General features: G+C 67.1%; 22 protein-coding genes. All 22 read left to right on the top strand.

Annotation, left to right across the window (positions count from 1 at the left end; genetic code table 11):
• Position 1 precedes the first annotated feature (1 nt).
• The 22 genes from nifN to RCAP_RS16090 all read left to right on the top strand — a co-directional run bounded on the left by nifN (position 2) and on the right by RCAP_RS16090 (position 17,033).
• Positions 2-1,387 (top strand): nitrogenase iron-molybdenum cofactor biosynthesis protein NifN, encoded by a 1,386-nt coding sequence (gene nifN, locus RCAP_RS16195; protein WP_013068975.1) that lies wholly within the window; start codon positions 2-4, stop codon positions 1,385-1,387.
• Positions 1,362-1,841 carry a nitrogen fixation protein NifX gene (gene nifX, locus RCAP_RS16190; protein ID WP_013068974.1) on the top strand — a complete coding sequence of 160 codons (480 nt, stop codon included), beginning with the start codon at positions 1,362-1,364 and terminating at the stop codon, positions 1,839-1,841. Before nifN ends, nifX begins: the two co-directional genes overlap by 26 nt.
• A complete protein-coding gene (locus RCAP_RS16185) occupies positions 1,841-2,311 on the top strand; it encodes a NifX-associated nitrogen fixation protein (protein ID WP_013068973.1) in 471 nt (156 codons plus the stop codon). The genes nifX and RCAP_RS16185 overlap by 1 nt, the downstream gene beginning before the upstream one ends.
• A 1-nt stretch (position 2,312) precedes the next feature.
• Positions 2,313-2,510 carry a CCE_0567 family metalloprotein gene (locus RCAP_RS16180; RefSeq protein ID WP_013068972.1) on the top strand — a complete coding sequence of 66 codons (198 nt, stop codon included), beginning with the start codon at positions 2,313-2,315 and terminating at the stop codon, positions 2,508-2,510.
• Between the two features lie 13 nt (positions 2,511-2,523).
• On the top strand, positions 2,524-2,829 hold the full coding sequence (gene fdxB, locus RCAP_RS16175; RefSeq protein WP_023923722.1) for a ferredoxin III, nif-specific: 306 nt from the start codon (positions 2,524-2,526) through the stop codon (positions 2,827-2,829).
• Positions 2,813-3,355, top strand: a complete 543-nt coding sequence (locus RCAP_RS16170; protein ID WP_013068970.1) for a nitrogen fixation protein NifQ — start codon at positions 2,813-2,815, stop codon at positions 3,353-3,355. The genes fdxB and RCAP_RS16170 overlap by 17 nt, the downstream gene beginning before the upstream one ends.
• Positions 3,342-3,791, top strand: coding sequence for a hypothetical protein (locus RCAP_RS16165; RefSeq protein ID WP_013068969.1), 450 nt, complete (start codon positions 3,342-3,344; stop codon positions 3,789-3,791). The genes RCAP_RS16170 and RCAP_RS16165 overlap by 14 nt, the downstream gene beginning before the upstream one ends.
• A 166-nt stretch (positions 3,792-3,957) precedes the next feature.
• Positions 3,958-4,278 (top strand): iron-sulfur cluster assembly accessory protein, encoded by a 321-nt coding sequence (locus tag RCAP_RS16160; protein ID WP_013068968.1) that lies wholly within the window; start codon positions 3,958-3,960, stop codon positions 4,276-4,278.
• A gap of 10 nt (positions 4,279-4,288) precedes the next feature.
• Positions 4,289-4,696 (top strand): NifU family protein, encoded by a 408-nt coding sequence (locus RCAP_RS18705; RefSeq protein WP_013068967.1) that lies wholly within the window; start codon positions 4,289-4,291, stop codon positions 4,694-4,696.
• 2 nt (positions 4,697-4,698) lie between these two features.
• Positions 4,699-5,859, top strand: a complete 1,161-nt coding sequence (locus tag RCAP_RS16150) for an aminotransferase class V-fold PLP-dependent enzyme (RefSeq protein ID WP_013068966.1) — start codon at positions 4,699-4,701, stop codon at positions 5,857-5,859.
• Between the two features lie 11 nt (positions 5,860-5,870).
• On the top strand, positions 5,871-7,016 hold the full coding sequence (nifV, locus tag RCAP_RS16145; RefSeq protein ID WP_013068965.1) for a homocitrate synthase: 1,146 nt from the start codon (positions 5,871-5,873) through the stop codon (positions 7,014-7,016).
• 29 nt (positions 7,017-7,045) lie between these two features.
• The gene (nifW, locus tag RCAP_RS16140) at positions 7,046-7,384 is read left to right on the top strand and encodes a nitrogenase stabilizing/protective protein NifW (RefSeq protein ID WP_013068964.1); all 339 of its coding nucleotides are present in this window, start codon (positions 7,046-7,048) and stop codon (positions 7,382-7,384) included.
• Positions 7,385-7,623: 239 nt separating this feature from the next.
• The gene (nifA, locus tag RCAP_RS16135) at positions 7,624-9,363 is read left to right on the top strand and encodes a nif-specific transcriptional activator NifA (protein ID WP_013068963.1); all 1,740 of its coding nucleotides are present in this window, start codon (positions 7,624-7,626) and stop codon (positions 9,361-9,363) included.
• 168 nt (positions 9,364-9,531) lie between these two features.
• Positions 9,532-11,025: a nitrogenase cofactor biosynthesis protein NifB gene (gene nifB, locus RCAP_RS16130; RefSeq protein WP_013066310.1), complete on the top strand. Its 1,494-nt coding sequence runs from the start codon at positions 9,532-9,534 to the stop codon at positions 11,023-11,025.
• 7 nt (positions 11,026-11,032) lie between these two features.
• Positions 11,033-11,770, top strand: a complete 738-nt coding sequence (locus RCAP_RS16125; protein ID WP_013068962.1) for a 4Fe4S-binding leucine-rich repeat protein — start codon at positions 11,033-11,035, stop codon at positions 11,768-11,770.
• A gap of 3 nt (positions 11,771-11,773) precedes the next feature.
• On the top strand, positions 11,774-12,127 hold the full coding sequence (locus tag RCAP_RS16120) for a nitrogen fixation protein NifZ (protein WP_013068961.1): 354 nt from the start codon (positions 11,774-11,776) through the stop codon (positions 12,125-12,127).
• Positions 12,124-12,336, top strand: coding sequence for a putative nitrogen fixation protein NifT (nifT, locus tag RCAP_RS16115; RefSeq protein ID WP_013068960.1), 213 nt, complete (start codon positions 12,124-12,126; stop codon positions 12,334-12,336). Before RCAP_RS16120 ends, nifT begins: the two co-directional genes overlap by 4 nt.
• A gap of 2 nt (positions 12,337-12,338) precedes the next feature.
• On the top strand, positions 12,339-13,172 hold the full coding sequence (locus tag RCAP_RS16110) for an SIR2 family NAD-dependent protein deacylase (protein ID WP_013068959.1): 834 nt from the start codon (positions 12,339-12,341) through the stop codon (positions 13,170-13,172).
• Positions 13,173-13,331: 159 nt separating this feature from the next.
• Positions 13,332-13,538: a TOBE domain-containing protein gene (locus RCAP_RS16105; RefSeq protein WP_013068958.1), complete on the top strand. Its 207-nt coding sequence runs from the start codon at positions 13,332-13,334 to the stop codon at positions 13,536-13,538.
• Between the two features lie 129 nt (positions 13,539-13,667).
• Complete coding sequence (locus tag RCAP_RS16100; protein WP_013068957.1) at positions 13,668-14,633, top strand: NAD(P)H-binding protein; 966 nt, start codon at positions 13,668-13,670, stop codon at positions 14,631-14,633.
• Between the two features lie 87 nt (positions 14,634-14,720).
• Positions 14,721-15,191 (top strand): peptide-methionine (R)-S-oxide reductase MsrB, encoded by a 471-nt coding sequence (gene msrB, locus RCAP_RS16095; protein ID WP_013068956.1) that lies wholly within the window; start codon positions 14,721-14,723, stop codon positions 15,189-15,191.
• Between the two features lie 3 nt (positions 15,192-15,194).
• Positions 15,195-17,033: a cytochrome c biogenesis protein DipZ gene (locus tag RCAP_RS16090; RefSeq protein ID WP_013068955.1), complete on the top strand. Its 1,839-nt coding sequence runs from the start codon at positions 15,195-15,197 to the stop codon at positions 17,031-17,033.
• Position 17,034 lies beyond the last annotated feature (1 nt).

Below are 17,034 nucleotides of genomic sequence, written 5' to 3'. Positions count from 1 at the left end.
CATGGCCGTGCTGACCCATCCCCGCCGCGCCCTTTCGACCAATCCGCTGAAGACCTCGGCCCCCCTTGGCGCGGCCATGGCCTATCTGGGCATCGAGGGCGCGGTGCCGCTGTTTCACGGTGCGCAGGGCTGCACCGCCTTCGGCGTGGTTCACCTTGTCCGCCATTTCAAGGAAGCCGTGCCGCTGCAGACCACCGCGATGAACGAGGTCTCGACGATCCTTGGCGGGGGCGAGCAGATCGAGGAAGCCATCGACAACATCCGCAAGCGGGCGAACCCGAAATTCATCGGCATCGCCTCCACCGCGCTGACCGAAACCCGGGGCGAGGATATCGCGGGCGAATTGCGCGCGATGCAGGCCCGGCGCAAGGATTGGGCCGGGACCGCGGTCGTCCATGCCGCCACCCCGGATTTCGAGGGCGGTCAGCAGGACGGCTGGGCGAAGGCTGTCGAGGCGATCGTCGCCGCGCTGGTCCCGGTGACGGCCGAACGCGACCCCGATCTGCGGCAGGTGACGCTGCTGGTGCCGAGCTACTTCACCACCGCCGAGATTGACGAGGCGGTGCGGATGATCCGCGCCTTTGGTCTGTCGCCCATCGTGCTGCCCGATCTCTCCACTTCGCTCGACGGGCATCTGTCGGATGACTGGTCGGGCCATTCGCTCGGCGGCACCCGTCTGGACGACATCGCCCGCATTCCCCGTTCGGCCGTGACGCTGGCGATCGGCGAGCAGATGCGCGCCGCCGCGCAGATGATCGAGGACCGCGCGCTGGTGCCCTATCGCGTCTTTCAAAGCCTGACCGGGCTGAAGGCCGTCGATGCCTTTGTCCGGGTGCTGATGGAGCTTTCGGGGATGCAGGACCCGCCCCCCTCGATCAAGCGCGACCGGGCGCGGATGATGGATGCGGCGCTTGATGCGCATTTCTTCACCGGGGGCTTGCGCGTCGCCATCGGCGCCGATCCCGATCTGATGTTCGCGCTCTCCACCGCGCTTGTGTCGATGGGGGCGGAGATCGTCACCGCCGTCACCACCACGCAGAATTCCGCGCTGATCGAGAAAATGCCCTGCGCCGAGGTCATTCTGGGCGATCTGGGCGATGTCGAACGCGGCGCAGGGCAGGCCGAGGCGCAGATCCTGATCACCCACAGCCACGGCCGCCATGCCGCCGCGGCGCTGCATCTGCCGCTGGTCCGCGCCGGTTTCCCGATCTTCGACCGCATCGGCGCGCAGGATACCTGCCGCATCGGCTATCGCGGCACCCGCGCGTTCTTTTTCGAAATCGCCAATGCGATGCAGGCGATCCATCACCGCCCCCGCCCCGAGGATTTCGGGGCAGCCCCCATCCCTCAGGAGTTTGACCATGTCCCGCACCCTGCGCCTTGTTGAGCCGGCAGGCCCCGCCCCCGGTGAAAAGCCGCTGCGCGTCGCCATCGCCTCGAACGATCTGGAAAATCTTGACGCGCATTTCGGCTCGGCCCGGCAGATCGCGGTTTACGAGGTCTGGAAGACCGGCGCCCGTTTCGTCGAGGTGCATCAGTTTTCCTCGGCCACCGACCAGAAGGGCCGCCATGACGAGCTGGAGGACCGCATCGGCCCGAAGCTCGAGGCGCTTTCGGGCTGCACGCTGGTCTTTGCCCTGGCCGTCGGCGGGCCGTCTGCCGCGCGGATGGTGCGGGCGGGGATGCATCCGATCAAGCGCAAGGAACCCGAGCCGATTTCGGCGGTGATCGAGCAGGTGCAGGTGATGCTGAACGGCACCCCGCCGCCCTTCCTGCGCAAGGTTCTGGGCACCTGGGAAAAACCCGATTTCACCGCCGATTTCGAAGAGGAAGAGGTCTGATGACGATGACGCTGGATGCCGCCCGCGGCGGCGAGATGGTGGAGAGCCCGTTTCTGGCACAACTTGTTGCGGTGATCCGCGCCGAGGACAGCCACGGGCTGTGGGACGACAAGACGAATTCGGAAATCCTGCGCGAATTCATCGTCACCGCCGAGGAACGCCGGTCGATGCCGATCATCGGCGACCCGGACCCGGAGCTGATCTGGCGGATGACGAAATTCTATGACGCGATCGGGCTTCTGGTCGAAAAGCGCACCGGCTGCATGGCGAGCCAGATGCAGAAGATGCACCACGAGGGCTTCGGCCGCGTCGTCCTGATCGCGGGCAAGCTGGTCGTCGTGTCGAAACACCTGCGCGACGTGCACCGTTTCGGCTTTGAAACCTGGGCGAAACTGGCCGAGGCGGGCGAGAAGCTGGTCGAAAGCGCCGTCGCCACGATCAACGAATTCCCCGAAGCGGCGAGGGCCTGAGATGACGCTCGAAGAACTCGAAGCCCGGGTGAAGAAGCTGTCGCTGCGCGCGACCGATGCCAAGATGAACCTGCACGACCTGTCCGAGGAGCTGCCGACCGACTGGCAGAAGATCCCCGAAGTGGCCGCGACGACCTATCAGATTTTCAAGGATCTGGACGAAGCCCGCAAGGCGCTCAAAGCCGCCAAGCAAGCATGACAAGGACGAAATGATGCCGACTGTTGCCTATACCCGTGGCGGGGCGGAATACACGCCCGTTTACCTGATGAAGATCGACGAGCAGAAATGCATCGGCTGCGGCCGCTGCTTCAAGGTCTGCGGGCGCGACGTGATGAGCCTGCACGGGCTGACCGAAGATGGTCAGGTCGTTGCCCCCGGAACCGATGAATGGGACGAGGTCGAGGACGAGATCGTCAAGAAGGTCATGGCATTGACCGGGGCCGAGAATTGTATCGGCTGCGGCGCCTGCGCCCGGGTCTGCCCCTCTGAATGCCAGACCCATGCTGCACTTTCCTGATCCTTTCGCGACAGGCCCGGGGCCGGTGATCCCGGCCGAGGCCCTCGGCTTCATCCTGGCCCAGGGTCTGCGCGAATGCGCTGCGGGGCTGGGGCCGCTGACGGCGCGGCTGGGCCTGTCGGGCGCCGATCTGGCGGCCCTGCGCGATCGCTTCGCGCCGGGCCTTGAGCTGCCCGATCTGGACCTGCCCCGCCCCGAAGCGGGGCCCGACCAGCAGGCGATCGAGACGCTGATCCTGTGGCGGGCGGGGGTTGCCACGCCCGAAGCGCGCTGGCTGGCCGCGATCCTGGCGCGGCGGTCGATGGAGACGCGGCATCTGTGGGAAGATCTGGGCCTGCCGTCGCGGCCCTGGCTGAGCGGGATGATCGCGCATTTCCTGCCCGGTCTGGCGGCGGCCAATGCCCGCAACATGCGTTGGAAAAAGTTCTTTTACCGGCAGATCTGTTCGGACGCGGCGTTTTCGCTGTGCCTTTCGCCCTCTTGCGACGATTGCGACGAACGGGCCGCCTGCTTTGCCCCCGATTGATCCGGCCCGGCTTCTGGCCGGGGCCGAGGGCGCCCGGTCCGACACCGCCGCCTGCGCCGGGGTGATCGCCCGCGCGCTGGAAACTGCGCCCGAGGATCTGGAGGTCCGGCTGGCGGCCTATCGCTTTTACTTCTTCACCCATGATTACGCCGCCGCCGTGCCGCAGGCAAAGGCGGTCTTGCGGCTGGCGGCGCTGCGGCTGAACCTGCCGCCCGATCCCGCGCTGGTGCGCCCCGAAGACGCCGATTTCACCGCGCATGACTTTGCCCCCGGGCTTTATCTGCAGGCGCTGATCGGGCTGGGCTATTCCGCCGCGCGTTCCGGGCAGCGCGATCTGGCCCGGCAGGTGCTGGCCAAGGCAGCCGCGCTGGACCCGACCGACCGTTTCGGCGGCGCCTGGCTTCTGGCCCGCGTCGAGGCCGGAGAGGACGACTGAACCGCGATGCGACAATCCCCCCCGGGCTCTGTCGCAAATCCCTCAATGTCGGCCCGAAACTTGCATCCGCGTCACCGCGCCCGGCCCGAAGCTTGCTTTCCCCCGCCCGCATGGTTGGCACGCTTCTTGCTGCATCCCTGATGAACGCATCACAGGGGAGAGCGTCATGATCGAGATCACCCAACCCGCCCAGGAAGCGATCAAGGCCGCCATCGAGGGCGCCGGTCAACCCGTTGCCGGGCTGCGCCTGATGGTGCAGGCAGGCGGTTGCGCCGGGCTGAAATACGGCATGGCGCTGGAGCTGGAAGCCCAGCCCGACGATGCCAGCCTGACCTTTGGCGAGGTCACCGTGCTGATCGACCCGCTGACCCGCGAACATATCGAGGGCACGAAGATCGACTTCGTCAGCAACCTGGAAGGCGCCGGGTTCACCTTTGACAACCCCAACGCCAAAAGCGCCTGCGGCTGCGGCAAATCCTTCTGCTGAGGGGAAAGCGATGCGCGACATGCAAGACGACGACACGAAATCGCCCGCGCCGCCGCCCGCCGCCGCCGCGGCCGCGCGTCGGGCCGCCGGGCAGGCCGCCCCCGATGCCAGCGCGCTGCGCGACCGCTTCGCCAAGCTCGCGCAGGCGGACACCCCCGAAGCGGCGACGGATGCCGCCGCCGCCGCTGACGACGAGGTGACCCGCATCCGCGCCCTGATCGACGAAATGCGCCCGACCTTCCGCCGCGACGGCGGCGATATCGAACTGGTGCGGGTCGAGGGCGCCAAGGTGATCGTGCATCTGTCGGGCGCCTGTGCGGGCTGCATGCTGGCGGGGCAAACCCTGTACGGCGTGCAAAAGCGCATCACCGACGTCCTTGGCCGCCCCTTCCGCGTCATCCCCGACATCCGGCACTGACCATGACCCAGCCCGCCATCTACCTTGACAACAACGCCACCACCCGGGTTTTCCCCGAGGTCGTGGCGGCGATGCTGCCCTATTTCACCGAGCATTTCGGCAATGCCTCCTCGGGCCATGGCTTCGGGGCGCAGGCGGGGCTGGGGCTGCGCAAGGCAAGGCTTGCCGTCGCCGCGCTGATCGGCGCCGCCTCGGAACAGGAGATCCTCTTCACCTCGGGCGGGACCGAGGCGAATACCACCGCGATCCGCTCGGCGCTGGCGGTGCAGGACGGGCGGCGCGAGATCATCATTTCCGCCGTCGAACATCCGGCCATCCTGATGCTGGCCGCCGATCTGGAAAAGACCGAGGGCGTGCGGGTGCATCGCATTCCGGTCGATCATCTGGGGCGGCTGGACCTTGCGGCCTATCGGGCGGCGCTGTCGGACCGGGTGGCCGTTGCCTCGATCATGTGGGCGAACAACGAAACCGGCACGATCTTTCCGGTGCCGCAGCTCGCCGCCGAGGCCCATGCGGCGGGGGCGCTGTTTCACACCGATGCCGTGCAGGCGGTGGGCAAGCTGCCGATGTCGCTTGCGGATACCGAAATCGACATGCTGTCGCTTTCGGGTCACAAGTTCCACGGGCCGAAGGGGGTAGGGGCGCTGTACCTGCGCAAGGGCGTGGCCTTTCGCCCGCTTCTGCGCGGCGGCAAGCAGGAACGCGGCCGCCGGGCAGGCACCGAAAACGTACCCGCGCTGGTCGGCATGGGCCTGGCGGCCGAGATCGTCGCGGCGCGGATGGCGGCCGATCTTTCGCGCATCGCGACGCTGCGCGACTGGCTGGAATCCGGAATCCTGGCCTTGGGCGGCTGTCAGCGGCTGGGCGATCCCGCCAACCGGCTGGCCAATACCTGCACCCTCGCCTTTGACCGCATCGACAGCGAGGCGGTGCTGACGAAACTCGCCCGGGCGGGCATCGCCATTTCGACCGGCTCGGCCTGTGCCTCGGGCGCGATGGAACCCAGCCATGTCACCCGCGCCATGGCCGTGCCCTTTACCGCGGCGCATGGCGTCGTGCGGTTCTCGCTTTCCGCCGACACCACCGCCGCCGAACTGTCCCGCGTGCTGGCCATCCTGCCCGAGATCCTGGCCGAGCTGCGCCCCGTTCCCGTAACCGCCTGAGGGGAAAGAGGATGACACCCGACCGGACGCTTGCGCTTTGCGACACCACCCTGCGCGACGGCGAACAGACCGCCGGGGTGGCCTTTTCCTTGGCCGAAAAGAAGGCCATCGCCCGGGCGCTGGACCGGGCGGGCGTGGCGGAGATCGAGGTCGGCATCGCCGCGATGGGCTGGGCCGAGGTCGCCGAAATCCGCGCCGTCGTCGCCGAAATCGCCCATGCGACGCCTGTCGTCTGGTGTCGGCTGCGGATGCATGATCTGGACATGGCGCAGAAAACCGGGGTCAAGCGGGTGCATTTCGCGGTGCCCACCTCCACCGCGCAGCTGGAGGGCAAGCTGCGCGTCGATCGCGACTGGATCTTGCGCGAGACCGCGGCTTTGGTCTTTTGCGCCAGTGATCGCGGCCTGCAGGTCTCGGTCGGCGCCGAGGATGCCAGCCGCACCGATCCCGACTTCCTGATCCGTCTGGCCGAGGTCGCCGCCGCCGCGGGCGCCATCCGGTTCCGCATCGCCGACACGCTTGGCTTGCTGGATCCGCTGGGCGCGTTTCGGCTTGTGGCCGAGCTTTCGGCGCGGATCTCCCTGCCGATCGAGATGCATGCCCACAATGATTTCGGCATGGCGACGGCGAATACGATCATGGCCGCCCATGCCGGGGCGACGCATCTGTCGGTCACGGTGAACGGGCTGGGCGAACGCGCGGGCAATGCCGCGCTGGAAGAGGTCGGCGCCGCGCTGGAAGCCGGGGGGATCGACACCGGGCTTGATCTTTGCGCGCTGCCCGAACTTTCCGCCGTCGTCGCCAAGGCCTCGGGCCGGGCGCTGCCGCCACAAAAGCCGATCACCGGGGCGATGGTCTTTGCGCATGAATCCGGCATCCATGTCGATGCGATCCTCAAACGCGCCGACACCTACGAAGACCCGCGCTGCGCCCCCGCCCGCTTTGGCCGCGAACGGCAGATCGTGATCGGCAAGCATTCGGGCAGCGCCGGTCTGCGCGCCGCCCTGCTGGAGGCGGGCCTGCCCGCCGACGATGCCGTGCTCGACCGGCTGAAGCCGCTGTTGCGCGCCCATGCCGTGCGGGTGAAACGCCCCGTCGAGGCCGGGGATCTGCGCCGCATGGTGGCGCGGCTCGCCCGCCCGTCGCCCCGAACCTGATTGCCCGAACGTGAATGAAGGAGACCCAGATGACCCCCGAAAGCCCCACGCTTGCGGCGTTGACGAAACTGTCCTCGGCCGAGGAAATCTTCGCCTTCCTGGGCGTCGAGCCGATCCGCGAGGTGCTGAACTCGTCCCGGCTGCACATCATGAAGCGCTTCGGCGCCTATCTGCGCGAGACCGACATGACCGGCCTGACCGAAGACGGGATCTTTGAGCGCGCGCGCGATGCGCTGCTGCGGGCGCAGGCCGATTTCGTCGCCTCGACGCCGCTCAAGGAAAAGGTCTTCAAGGTCTTCGAAACCGAGGCCGCGAAACGCAAAGCCCGCTTCGTCGGCCTTGAAACGCTGAAAGTGATCAAATCCTGACCGCCTGCAATCTGCCAGATTTTCCGGCCCCCGGGGCCGGTTCGCCGCATAATTGCGCAATCGACCCGGTGACCTTGCAAAAATGAACCGAACTTGCCTGCCGGACGCGTCGGAAGACGTGCCTTTTTTCGCCCATGCCCTATGGTCAGTGCAGAAGTCCCGACTGCAGCGGCTGCCGCCCGAGTCCCTTGCCCCGGGTCATCCGCCGCGGAAATTCCTTCCTGTGAGGGGGTGACTGCATGACCGATCAACAATCCCGCCCCGCCTCGCCGCGGCGTCGCTCGACGCAGTCGATCGCCGACCGCCTTGCCTTGGATGCGCTTTACGAGATCGCGAAGACCTTTGCGGCGGCGCCGGATCCGGTGGCGGAGGTGCCGCAGATCTTCAACGTGCTGTCGTCTTTCCTCGATCTGCGCCATGGGGTGCTGGCGCTTCTGGCCGAGCCGGGCGAGGGCGCGGGGGTGAACCCCTATGTCATCGCCGCGACGGCCTTTCAGCGCAGCCCCGAGGCCCCCGCCGCGGATGTGCTGCCCGATGCCGTGGCGCGGATCGTCTTTCGCTCCGGCGTGCCTTTCGTCAGCTTTGATCTGGCCGCCGAATTCGGCGCCGAGGCGGTGCCGAAACGGCTGCGCGACGCGGGCCAGACGCTGATCGCCGTGCCGCTGCGCGACCCCGAACGCAGCCATTTCGTCCTCGGCGTCCTGGCCGCCTATCGCAGCCATGACCACAACCGGTCGGGCTTTTCCGATGCCGATGTGCGGGTGCTGACGATGGTCGCCTCGCTCCTCGAACAGGCGCTGCGCTTTCGCCGCCGCATCGCGCGCGACCGCGAACGCGCGCTCGAAGACACCCGCCGCATGCTGCAGACCGTCACCGAACAGCGCGGCCCGGCGGCGCCGGTCAGCCTCGATGGCATCGTCGGCTCCAGCCCCGCCATCGCCGAGGTGGTGGCGCAGATCAAGCGCGTCGCCTCCACCCGGATGCCGGTTTTGCTGCGCGGCGAAAGCGGCACCGGCAAGGAATTGTTCGCCCGCGCCGTGCACGCCCAAAGCCCCCGCGCGAAAGGCCCGTTCATCCGCGTCAACTGCGCCGCGCTTTCGGAAACCCTTCTGGAATCGGAACTTTTCGGCCATGAGAAAGGCGCCTTCACCGGCGCCACCGCGCTGAAAAAGGGCCGGTTCGAACTGGCCGATGGCGGCACGCTGTTTCTGGACGAGATCGGCGAGATCAGCCCGGCCTTTCAGTCGAAACTGCTGCGCGTGCTGCAGGAGGGCGAGTTCGAGCGCGTCGGCGGCGCGAAGACGATCAAGGTCGATACCCGCATCGTCGCCGCGACGAACCGCGACCTGGAAGACGCCGTCGCGCGGGGCCAGTTCCGCGCCGATCTTTATTTCCGCATCTGCGTCGTGCCGATCGTGCTGCCGCCCTTGCGCAACCGCAAGAGCGACATCAAGCCGCTCGCGCAGCTGTTCCTGGACCGGTTCAACAAGCAGAACGCCACCAATGTCAAATTCGCCGCCGATGCCTTTGACCAGATCTGCCGCTGCCAGTTTCCGGGCAATGTGCGCGAGCTGGAAAACTGCGTGAACCGGGCCGCGGCGCTTTCGGATGGGGCGATCGTTCTGGCCGAGGAACTGGCCTGTCGGCAGGGGGCCTGCCTTTCGGCGGAACTGTTCCGGCTGCAGGACGGCACCTCGCCGATCGGCGGGCTGGCGGTGGGGCGGGTGATCACGCCGACGGTCCGGGTGAGCGCGCCGCCGCCCGAACCCGCCCCTGCGCCCGAGCCCGCGCCCGAAGCGCCGCCGCGCGAGGAGGTGCCGCTGCGCACCAAGACCGCGCAGCTGAGCCGCGAAGAGCTGCTGCGGGCGCTCGAAAGCGCGGGTTGGGTGCAGGCGAAGGCGGCGCGGCTTTTGGGCATGACCCCGCGCCAGATCGCCTATGCGCTGCAGAAATTCGAGATCGAGCTGCGCAAGATCTGAGGGCGCTTGGAAGACGCGACGGACCCCGGCTTCGGCCGGGGTTTTTGTTTGCGCGCCTGTCGCATTCCCGACAAAAGCGCAGGTTTTGTGCCAATCGCCCCGCCGCGGGCCTGGCACGGTTCTTGCTGCATCCCTGATGACCCAAGCGGGACCAGAACGGAGAGCAGCATGTCGGACAATGTCGTGGCCCTTGGCACCCTGGCGATCGGCTCGAAGGAGAGCCTCTCGGCCGCGCTGGCCGCGGGCGGCTGTTCCGCGACCGGATCGGCAACCGGCTGCGGTAGCAAGGAAAAACCCGAAGACATGGACCCGGCGACCTGGGCCAAGGTCAAGGATCACCCCTGCTATTCCGAAGAGGCGCATCATTATTTCGCCCGCATGCATGTGTCGGTGGCGCCCGCCTGCAACATCCAGTGCAATTACTGCAACCGCAAATACGATTGTTCGAACGAAAGCCGCCCCGGTGTCGTGTCGGAACGGCTGACGCCCGAGGAGGCCGCGCGCAAGGTGATTGCGGTGGCGAATGAGGTGCCGCAGCTCTCGGTTCTGGGCATCGCCGGGCCGGGCGACAGCGCCTATGACTGGCTGAAGACGAAGGAAACCTTCCGGCTGGTGACGGCGCAGATCCCCGACATCAAGCTGTGCCTGAGCTCGAACGGGCTCGCCCTGCCCGATCACCTCGATGAACTGGTCGAGATGAATGTCGATCACGTGACGATCACCATCAACATGATCGACCCCGAGGTGGGGGCAAAGATCTACCCCTGGATCTTTTACAACCGCAAACGGATCTATGGCGTCGAGGCGAGCCGCATCCTGCATGAACGGCAGATGGCGGCGCTCGATGGTCTCGTCGCGCGCGGCATCCTGGTCAAGGTCAATTCGGTGCTGATCCCCGGGATCAACGACGCGCATCTCCTGGAGGTGAACCGCGAGGTCAAACGCCGCGGCGCGTTTTTGCACAACATCATGCCGCTGATTTCGGCGCCCGAACATGGCACGCATTTCGGCCTGACCGGGCAGCGCGGCCCGACGGCGGCCGAGCTTCTGGCGGTGCAGGAGGCCTGCGCGGGCGGGGCCAATCTGATGAAGCACTGCCGCCAGTGCCGCGCCGATGCGGTGGGGCTTCTGGGCGAGGATCGGGGTCAGGAATTCACCCTGGACCTCGTGCCCGAGGCGCCGGTCTATGATCCCGCCGCGCGCGAAACCTATCGCGACTGGGTGGGCGCCGAGCGCGAAGACCGCCGCGCCGCCGCCGAGGCCGCCCAGGCCGCGACCGAGGCGGCCTGCGCGGCCAGCTCGCCGAAACTTCTGGTCGCGGTGACGACCCAGGGCGGCGGCCGGATCAACCAGCATTTCGGCCATGCGACGGAATTCCAGGTCTTCGAGGTCGATGCCACGGGCGTCCGCTTCGCCTTTCACCGCCGCTGCGACAACTATTGCGTCGACGGCGGCGGCGCGGAAGACCGTCTTGACCGCGTCATCGCGGCGCTTGACGGGATCGACACGGTTCTGGTGGCCAAGATCGGCGACTGCCCGCGCGAGGGCCTGGCAAGCGCCGGCATCACCGCCCGCGACAGCTGGGCCCACGACTACATCGAACCCGCCATCCTTGCGCTTTACCGCGAAAGAATGACCCAGAAACAAGCCATTACCGCCTGAGGATCCGATGCCCGAAGGCCCCGAACCCCTTGATTGGACGGGTCAGGCGCTGGAATGCGGCGCCTGCCGGTTTCAGGACCTGCTGGAGAGCGGGCATTGCGGGCTGGGCTGGTCCTGCCTGAATGATCGCTACGCCAAGCGGATCGAGCGGTTCTTTCTGCTCAACCCCGAACTGGCGGATGAAAACCTGGGTCATCCCTATTTCGAGACCCGGGTGCAGGCGGCGCGGACGGCCTCGGTGTTCCGGCTGCCGCGGCTTCTGGCCGACGAGGACCCGGCCGTGCGGGGCATGGCGGTGCTGCGCCTGCCCGCCGCGCATGCGGAACGGCTGATCCGCGACCCGGACCGCGCCGTGCGGATCGCCGTCGCGCATCGGTTGCCGCCGGGCGGGCTGCTGCCGATGCTGCAGGACAAGGACGGCCATGTCCGGCTGATCGTTGCCCGCCGCGCCGAGACGGGGATGCTGCCGATGCTTTGTGCCGACCCCGATCCCGAGGTCCGCGCCGAGGTCGCCCGCCGCATCGACCCCGCTTTTCTTGACCGCTTCCGCACCGATCCCGAGCCGCTGGTGCGGCGGGTGGCGGCGCGGCGGCGGCCCGGGCTTTTCGTGGCGGATGACGATCTCCGCGTCCGCCACACCGTTGCCGAGGAAGGCGGGCGCGAGGAATTGCGCCGCCTTGTCTCTGACCCCGAAGACATCATCCGCGAGACCGCGATCCAGCGGCTTGCCCATCTGAAGGAGTGACCCATGTCGACCGACGACCGTGAAATCGAGGTCTACCGCGCCCCCGTCTACCGGCCGGGCGACAAGGTGATCGCCCGCAAGCAGGTGAAGAACGACGGCACCATGGCCGGGTTCGAGATCGGCGACATCGTGGTGAAAAAGGGCGACGTCGGCTATGTCCGCGACATCGGCGTGTTCCTGTCGCAATTCTACATCTACGCCATCGACTTCATCGAGCGCGGCTCGATCGTCGGCATGCGCGAAAAGGAAATCAAGCCCGCCGGGACCCTTGCCGCGCGCGAGGCCGAACAGGCGCTGCAATCCCATATCGTGACCCGCGCAAGCCTTGCGCAAACTGCAAAGGACCTCTCCCGATGAAAGTGATGATCCGTGAAACCGCCAAGGGGATCGAGGCCTATGTGCCGAAGAAGGACCTTGAGGAAATGGTGGTCGCGCAGGAAAAACCCGGGCTTTGGGGCGGCTGGGCGAAGCTGGCCAATGGCTGGGTCTTTGCCATGCCCGAGTTCGACACCCCGCCGCAGCTGCCGGTGACGGTCGAGGCGCGCAAGATTTCCGACGAGGACTGAGCATGACCGACATCGCGCTTCTGGAAACCGTCATGGCCGAGGTGGGGGCGGGCCGTCGCATCCCCTATCTGGGCCCCGAAGTCTCGGCTTTGTCGGGCGGGCAGGCGCCCGGCACGACGGCCGAGCTGTGCCGCAGGCTGGAGGCCGAAGTGCGGGTGCCGCGCCGGGCCGCGGGCAATCTGTGGGCGGTGGCGCAATATATCGAAAGCCGGAAGTTCCGCGCGACCTTGGACGCGTTGGTGCGCAAGGCTTTCGTCGGCCGCCCCGACCGGCCCAATCCGGTGCATGACTGGCTGGCCTCGATGCGGGTGCCGATGGTCGTTGACACCTGGTATGACGAGGGCATCCTGCGCGCCTTCGGCCCGGGTGACGGCGATTGGGGGCTGGTGCAGGGGATCAGCCGGGCGGGGACGCATTCCGAGGCCTTCACCGCCGCCTTCGACAGTTTCGGCGAACCCGTCGCGACCGCCGATCCGGGCTGGAAATCGCTGATCTACAAGCCCAACGGTCTGGTGCGGATGGGGTCTTCCTTCCTTCTGTCGGACGCCGATTACGTCGAGGTGCTGACCGAGATCGACATCCAGACCCCGATTCCGGAAGAGGTGCGAGAGCGTCGCACCGGGCGGCCGTTCCTGTTCCTGGGCTGCCGCTTCGACGATCAGCTGTTGCGGATTTACGCGCGTCAGATCGCCAAGCGTTCGGGCGCTGGACATGTCGCGCTGATCCCCGGTCCGCTGACGAAAATGGAAGAGAAGTTCCTGGAGGAGATGCAGATCCGCCGTCTGGATCTGCCGCTCTCGGCACTGACCGACCTTTTGACCGTGCCCGAGGGTTGAACCCGCGTCCCGCCGCCGGAAGAGGAGGCATGCAGCCCGCGCATGGCTGCGATATGTGGATTTTTCTCATATTGTCAAAGGGGTAGCAAAGGTTAACACTGGCCTTGCCGCAAGCAATTGGCACAAATCGACTCAATCGTTCCGGGAAAGGACACCCCGATGAAACTCAGCGCACGCAATATTCTGGCGGGCAAGGTCACCGCCGTCGAGACCGGCAATGTCACCACCCATGTCAAGATCGACATCGGCGGGACCGTGGTCACCGCCTCGATCACCAACGAAGCCGCCGCCGATCTGGCGCTGAAGGTCGGCGACGAGGCCTGCGCGATCATCAAGGCCTCTGACGTCATCGTCGGCAAGAACTGATCGAACGACCGGGGTTGGGGGGCGGCCCGGTGGGGTCGGCTGCCCCCCTTCCTTTGGCCCTGCGCCAAACTGCGTCTGGCCGCGCCCGTGCATCCTGCTAAGCTGCGGGTGCGAAAAGGGGGCCTTGCGATGAAAGATCTGAAATTCCGTGTGCTTTTGCTGGGCGGCACCGGCACCATCGGCCGGGCGACGGCCGCGGCTTTGCTGGCCGAGGGGCATGGCGTCTGGGCGCTGGTGCGGCCGGGGACCGATCCGGCGAAGCTGCCCGGCTGCACGCTGATCGAGGGCGACGTGAGCTATCCCGACACCGTGGCGCGGGTGCTGAAGGATCATCCCTGCGCCGCGATCGTCTCCTGCCTTGCTTCGCGCACCGGGCTGCCCGCCGATGCCTGGGCGATCGACGACCGCGCCCATGCCCATGCGCTGGAAGCGGCGATGGAGGCGCGGGTGCGCAAATTCGTGCTGCTTTCTGCGATCTGCGTGCAAAAACCCTATCTGGAATTCCAGAAGGCGAAACTGGCCTTTGAAGCGCAGCTGCGCGGCTCGCCCTTGGAATGGTCGATCGTGCGGCCGACGGCGTTCTTCAAGTCGCTTTCGGGGCAGATCCCGCGGGTGCAGAAGGGCAAACCGTTTCTGGTTTTCGGCGATGGCCGGATCACCGCCTGCAAGCCGATTTCCGATGCCGATCTGGGGCGGTTCCTCACCTCCTGTCTGAGCGATCCCGAGAAAGTGCGGAAGGTGCTGCCCATCGGCGGCCCGGGGCCTGCGATCACGCCCTTGGATCAGGCGGCGATGCTGGAGCGGCTGACCGGCCAGCCGGTGAAGATCCGCCATGTCACGCCGAAGCTGATGGATGCGATTGTCGGCGTGCTGAGCGTTCTTGGGAAATTTTCCCCGAAACTGGCGGGCAAGGCCGAATTGGCACGGATCGGGCGCTATTATGCCTCGGAATCGATGCTGCTCTGGAACCCGGTCAAGGGTTGCTATGATGCTGATGCGACGCCGGAATTCGGCACCGACCGGTTCGAGGATTACGTCGCCGCGATGCTGCGCGGCGAGATTGCCGATGACCGCGGCGATCACGCGATCTTTTAACCCAGTCACGAAAGCGTTGCCCGCGGCCGCGTGACAGCGGCCGTTAGCGCCCTAACTGATGCTTCGGATCAAGCTGCGGAGGAGCGCATGAACCGGAGACATCTTTTGCTGTCGGTGGGGCTGGCCGCCGTCGGTCTGGCCCCCCACAAGGCCGCGGCCGAAACCTTCGAGGTGGTGCACAGCGACGAGGAATGGCGCAAGCTTCTGTCGCCCGAGGCCTATTCGGTGCTGCGCAAGGAGGGCACGGAATATCCCTACACGAGCCCCCTGGAGCAGGAACACCGCAAGGGCACCTTTGCCTGTGCGGGCTGCGGGCAGGCGCTGTTTGCGTCCGAGACGAAATTCGACAGCGGCACCGGCTGGCCGAGTTTCTACCAGCCGATCCGCCCCGAGGTCGTGGGCACCCGCATTGATGGCGCGCTGATGATGACCCGGACCGAGGTGCATTGCGCCCGCTGCGGCGGTCATCTGGGCCATGTGTTCGAAGACGGCCCGCCGCCGACCGGGCTGCGCTATTGCATGAACGGGGTCGCGATGACCTTCACCCCGGAGACCTGAACGATGACCCTTGCCCTTCTGGCCTGGCTGGGCGGGGTGCTGACGATCCTCAGCCCCTGCATCCTGCCGGTTTTGCCCTTCGTCTTTGCCCGCGCCGGAAAACCCTTTTTGACGAATGGCTTGCCGATGCTGGCCGGGATGGCGCTGGCCTTTGCCGCGGTGGCAAGCCTGGCGGCCGTGGGCGGTGGCTGGGCGGTGGCCGCGAATGGCTGGGGGCGGGGGCTTGCGCTGACCCTTCTGGCTGTCTTCGGGCTGATGCTTTTGTTCCCCGCGCTGTCCGAACGGCTGACCCGACCCTTGGTCGCGCTGGGCAACCGCGCCGCGGGGCGGGGCGAGGGGGTCTTCGGTTCGGCCGTTTTGGGCGTGGCCACGGGTCTCTTGTGGGCGCCCTGCGCCGGGCCGATCCTCGGGCTGATCCTGACCGGGGCGGCGCTGAACGGGGCAAGCGTCGCGACGACGGGGCTTTTGTTCGCCTATGCCTTGGGGGCGGCGACGGCGCTTGCGGTGGCGCTTCTGGCCGGGGGGCGGGTCTTTGCGCTGATGAAGCGCAGCCTGGGTCTGGGCGAGGGGCTGCGGCGTGGTCTGGGCGCGCTGGTCCTGGCGGGCGTCGCGGCGATTGCTTTGGGGCTTGATACCGGGCTTTTGACGCGGCTTTCGACTGCCTCGACGAACCGGCTGGAAGCGGCGCTGCTCACCCGCTTCGGCCCCGAGGGCAGCACGGTGATGCAGGCCGCCCCGGCCATGACGGGTCCGGCGATGACCGCCCCGGCGATGACGGGTGGCCCCGCGATGACGGGTGGCCCCGCGATGACCGGAGGCCCCGCGATGACCGGAGGCCCCGCGATGATGGCGGGCCCGGCGATGGTGGCCAAGGGCCAGCCCGAGGCCCTGCCGGTCGAAGGCCAGATGCCCGATCTGACCGGCGCGGTGCAGTGGCTCAATTCGCCGCCGCTGACCGCCGCACAGTTGCGCGGCAAGGTCGTGCTGATCGACTTCTGGACCTATTCCTGCATCAACTGCCTGCGCGCGCTGCCGCATGTGCAGGCCTGGGACGCCGCCTATCGCGACAAGGGGCTGGTGGTGATCGGCGTGCATGCGCCCGAATTCGCTTTTGAAAAGAACCCGGCCAATGTCGAAAAGGCGGTCCGCGATCTGGGCATCACCTATCCGGTGGCGCTGGATAACGACTACGCGCTGTGGCGGGCGTTTTCGAACCGCTACTGGCCCGCGCATTACTTCATTGATGCCAAGGGGCAGATCCGCCACCACCATTTCGGCGAGGGCGGCTATGCGGAGTCCGAACAGGTGATCCGCACGCTTCTGGCCGAGGCCGGGGCCAGTCCCGACACGACGGCGCAGGTGCAAGCTGCGGGCGTTTCCGCCCCCGCCGATATGCGCGCGGTCTTCTCGCCCGAGACTTATCTGGGCCATGAGCGCGCCAGCGGGAACCTGAATGCCGAGGGGTTGATCGCCGATCAGCCGCATCGCTACACCGCGCCTGATCTGCGGCTGAACGAATGGGCGCTGGCGGGCGACTGGACCGTGGGGGTCGAGGCCGCGCAGCTGACTGCGCCCTCCGGCAGCGTGACGATGCGCTTTCACGCCCGCGACCTGCATCTGGTGCTGGCGCCCGGGGCCGCGCCGGTGCCCTTTACCGTGACGATCGACGGCCAGCCCCCCGGCGCCGATGCCGGGCTTGACGTCGATGCCGCGGGCCGGGGCATCGTGACCGAGGACCGGCTCTATCAGCTTTACCGCGCCAAGGGGCCCGTCACCGACCACCTCTTTGAAATCCGCTTCGACGCCCCCGGCGTTCAGGCCTTCGCCTTCACCTTCGGATAAA

It is taken from the genome of Rhodobacter capsulatus SB 1003 (genome assembly GCF_000021865.1).
In the GTDB taxonomy this organism is placed as follows: Bacteria; Pseudomonadota; Alphaproteobacteria; order Rhodobacterales; family Rhodobacteraceae; genus Rhodobacter; species Rhodobacter capsulatus_B.
The sequence above is the reverse complement of the archived record's forward strand: the minus strand, read 5'-3'. Positions and strand labels throughout refer to the sequence as shown.

What these genes read in the sequence shown, in the direction of transcription:
- nifN (WP_013068975.1), top strand. Translation starts at nt 2, where the DNA reads ATGGCCGTGCTGACCCATCCCCGCCGCGCCCTTTCGACCAATCCGCTG.
- nifX (WP_013068974.1), top strand. Translation starts at nt 1,362, where the DNA reads ATGTCCCGCACCCTGCGCCTTGTTGAGCCGGCAGGCCCCGCCCCCGGT.
- RCAP_RS16185 (WP_013068973.1), top strand. Translation starts at nt 1,841, where the DNA reads ATGACGATGACGCTGGATGCCGCCCGCGGCGGCGAGATGGTGGAGAGC.
- RCAP_RS16180 (WP_013068972.1), top strand. Translation starts at nt 2,313, where the DNA reads ATGACGCTCGAAGAACTCGAAGCCCGGGTGAAGAAGCTGTCGCTGCGC.
- fdxB (WP_023923722.1), top strand. Translation starts at nt 2,524, where the DNA reads ATGCCGACTGTTGCCTATACCCGTGGCGGGGCGGAATACACGCCCGTT.
- RCAP_RS16170 (WP_013068970.1), top strand. Translation starts at nt 2,813, where the DNA reads ATGCTGCACTTTCCTGATCCTTTCGCGACAGGCCCGGGGCCGGTGATC.
- RCAP_RS16160 (WP_013068968.1), top strand. Translation starts at nt 3,958, where the DNA reads ATGATCGAGATCACCCAACCCGCCCAGGAAGCGATCAAGGCCGCCATC.
- RCAP_RS18705 (WP_013068967.1), top strand. Translation starts at nt 4,289, where the DNA reads ATGCGCGACATGCAAGACGACGACACGAAATCGCCCGCGCCGCCGCCC.
- RCAP_RS16150 (WP_013068966.1), top strand. Translation starts at nt 4,699, where the DNA reads ATGACCCAGCCCGCCATCTACCTTGACAACAACGCCACCACCCGGGTT.
- nifV (WP_013068965.1), top strand. Translation starts at nt 5,871, where the DNA reads ATGACACCCGACCGGACGCTTGCGCTTTGCGACACCACCCTGCGCGAC.
- nifW (WP_013068964.1), top strand. Translation starts at nt 7,046, where the DNA reads ATGACCCCCGAAAGCCCCACGCTTGCGGCGTTGACGAAACTGTCCTCG.
- nifA (WP_013068963.1), top strand. Translation starts at nt 7,624, where the DNA reads ATGACCGATCAACAATCCCGCCCCGCCTCGCCGCGGCGTCGCTCGACG.
- nifB (WP_013066310.1), top strand. Translation starts at nt 9,532, where the DNA reads ATGTCGGACAATGTCGTGGCCCTTGGCACCCTGGCGATCGGCTCGAAG.
- RCAP_RS16125 (WP_013068962.1), top strand. Translation starts at nt 11,033, where the DNA reads ATGCCCGAAGGCCCCGAACCCCTTGATTGGACGGGTCAGGCGCTGGAA.
- RCAP_RS16120 (WP_013068961.1), top strand. Translation starts at nt 11,774, where the DNA reads ATGTCGACCGACGACCGTGAAATCGAGGTCTACCGCGCCCCCGTCTAC.
- nifT (WP_013068960.1), top strand. Translation starts at nt 12,124, where the DNA reads ATGAAAGTGATGATCCGTGAAACCGCCAAGGGGATCGAGGCCTATGTG.
- RCAP_RS16110 (WP_013068959.1), top strand. Translation starts at nt 12,339, where the DNA reads ATGACCGACATCGCGCTTCTGGAAACCGTCATGGCCGAGGTGGGGGCG.
- RCAP_RS16105 (WP_013068958.1), top strand. Translation starts at nt 13,332, where the DNA reads ATGAAACTCAGCGCACGCAATATTCTGGCGGGCAAGGTCACCGCCGTC.
- RCAP_RS16100 (WP_013068957.1), top strand. Translation starts at nt 13,668, where the DNA reads ATGAAAGATCTGAAATTCCGTGTGCTTTTGCTGGGCGGCACCGGCACC.
- msrB (WP_013068956.1), top strand. Translation starts at nt 14,721, where the DNA reads ATGAACCGGAGACATCTTTTGCTGTCGGTGGGGCTGGCCGCCGTCGGT.
- RCAP_RS16090 (WP_013068955.1), top strand. Translation starts at nt 15,195, where the DNA reads ATGACCCTTGCCCTTCTGGCCTGGCTGGGCGGGGTGCTGACGATCCTC.